4 protein-coding genes are annotated in these 1,979 nt (G+C 29.1%); all 4 read right to left on the bottom strand.

Annotation, left to right across the window (positions count from 1 at the left end):
• The coding region (locus CYP84_RS04660) for a hypothetical protein (RefSeq protein WP_141089196.1) at nt 1-293 on the bottom strand (293 nt) is incomplete at its 3' end.
• Nucleotides 294-560: 267 nt separating this feature from the next.
• On the bottom strand, nt 561-932 hold the full coding sequence (locus tag CYP84_RS04655) for a hypothetical protein (protein ID WP_103636836.1): 372 nt from the start codon (nt 930-932) through the stop codon (nt 561-563).
• A 335-nt stretch (nt 933-1,267) separates the two neighbouring features.
• Nucleotides 1,268-1,588: a hypothetical protein gene (locus CYP84_RS04650; protein ID WP_103636835.1), complete on the bottom strand. Its 321-nt coding sequence runs from the start codon at nt 1,586-1,588 to the stop codon at nt 1,268-1,270.
• Between the two features lie 9 nt (nt 1,589-1,597).
• Complete coding sequence (locus tag CYP84_RS04645; protein WP_103636834.1) at nt 1,598-1,798, bottom strand: hypothetical protein; 201 nt, start codon at nt 1,796-1,798, stop codon at nt 1,598-1,600.
• Between the last annotated feature and the right edge of the window lie 181 nt (nt 1,799-1,979).

The raw sequence follows: 1,979 nt of genomic DNA, 5'->3' as shown, positions 1-1,979 counted from the left end.
CAACTGAGACTGCTCAAAAATTCTAATACAGCTGGCGCAATAGGTAAAACAGCTGCTGGGATAAAACTTCCTTTTAGTGCTTCTTGCTCTTTATTATATTCATTGATTGCCTTTACTATTTCATTATATCTTTGTGGGTCTGTTTCTTTTATTCGTTTTAAATTCTCAATTATGATTTCCGTGTTTTTATAAACTTCATTGCCAAGCAGAGCCTTTAAAGCAATTTTAGCAATCCCTTGTCCAACTTTTTCTAACTCTTGCTTTATCTGCTCTCTTCCATCGGCTGTTAGCACCCTTAAATCCATACTACCATCTACATTTGAGCTTATGCTAGTATTTACTAGATCTTTTGTTAGTTTAGTAGTATCTCTATTTAGTCTTGTTAGATCATCAGAGTTATCTTTATCTGCTATCTCTATGTTGCCACTACCTAGAGTTGCTAGGTTTTTAGATAAGCTGTAGCTTAAATTTCTATGGTTTGAGTAGTTTATTGACTTTAGACAGACTAGAAAACTACCTACATTAAGAATTTTGCTCTTTTATATATCTTATATCAACAGCTATTCATCTAGTTTGTAAATGCACCAATCTTTATCCAATTTTAATTTATCCAAATCCACAAAAATTTTATCCGAATTTGATGCAATATTTTCTTGACTTTCATATGCTAAAACATATTTCTTTGACAGCACAAATGATTTTGGATAATCTATTCTAATTGCTTTTTCATCGATTTTATATTCGTTAAAATCTGCGATAATTAAACTACTAATATATCCTATATTATCCTGATCATCATCCATTATTTCACCATTATATATAAACAATAGTTTTATGGTAAAATTTTCCAAAGTTACATATAACGCACGCATATTTTGCGTAATTTCACCTTGCAGTGCTCTTTTAGTTGACGATAGAATTTTGGTGTCCATAATTAATCCTTATCAATATTAATTTGGTTTGCTAGGCACTATGTGCGCACCATTTTACTATAATGAACTATCCCTAAAAAATCAAAACTGCCGCTTTTATCACCCATTCTACTATTAAATCCAAATAGATGAAATCTATATTTTTATAAAAATCATTTTTGTTTTTTTAATAAAACATCCACCAATAATTTTTCATTTTTTAATATCCCTAGCACTATTTGACAATTGTTATCCTTCCAATATTGCAACCGCCATCATTTAGTCTAGTGAAATAAAAATATTTTTGGTAGTCCATTTAGATATAAAACCAATTCCTATATAACTGTTCATAATACCTACTCGCTTATAAATTTTTCATACTCTTTTGGCACTTGTGGATTTTCGTTAAATAAAAGTGGCATATATTTATAAATATCAACCATTAAAATTTCTTGATATACATTATCCAGTCGCCAATCTATCGTATCATAATATATAGTTGTGTCTTCTACATTTTCTATAACCAAATCCCCGTTTTTTACACCAAAATTTATTATTTCATTTAGTTCATCTAATAAATAACCCAAAGTAATATGAAAAAAATGAAAAACAACAGAAATAATACCGTCTCCTTCTATTGCTGAAGATAGTAATTCTATAATGTGTATTTTTTTCATAAAATTCCTTTATTTCAATGGGATTCTAACTTTTTCGCTACCAACTGTAGTTTTTAAGTACGGTGAGCCATGAATATCATCCTTTTGATTTTTATATCCTTGATTTAATTCAAACGAACCACCTTTACCATCATAATATCTCACACCTTCTCTTTTTTTAAGCGGTTTCTTGGTCCAGGTCTGTAACTCCTTGCCATAAAATTTCTCCATTATCATCTATTTTAATTTCTATATTTTTGTATTTATTATAAATTTTTGGGGATAAAACTTCTTTTAGATATTTTTCTCCATTTTTTGTTATGCATATCCAGGGCATATATGCAAGTCAAGTACAAGGATGTCGCCACATATCTTTAAAAAGAAATTTAATATTTTCGTATTCATCTTTATC

The organism is Campylobacter concisus (assembly GCF_002912425.1).
In the GTDB taxonomy this organism is placed as follows: domain Bacteria; phylum Campylobacterota; class Campylobacteria; order Campylobacterales; family Campylobacteraceae; genus Campylobacter_A; species Campylobacter_A concisus_AH.
This window is presented reverse-complemented; position numbering and strand designations above follow the sequence as displayed.

Excerpts from the sequence above, each read along its gene's own strand:
- CYP84_RS04655 (WP_103636836.1), bottom strand. The coding sequence starts at position 932 with ATGGACACCAAAATTCTATCGTCAACTAAAAGAGCACTGCAAGGTGAA.
- CYP84_RS04645 (WP_103636834.1), bottom strand. The coding sequence starts at position 1,798 with ATGGAGAAATTTTATGGCAAGGAGTTACAGACCTGGACCAAGAAACCG.
- CYP84_RS04650 (WP_103636835.1), bottom strand. The coding sequence starts at position 1,588 with ATGAAAAAAATACACATTATAGAATTACTATCTTCAGCAATAGAAGGA.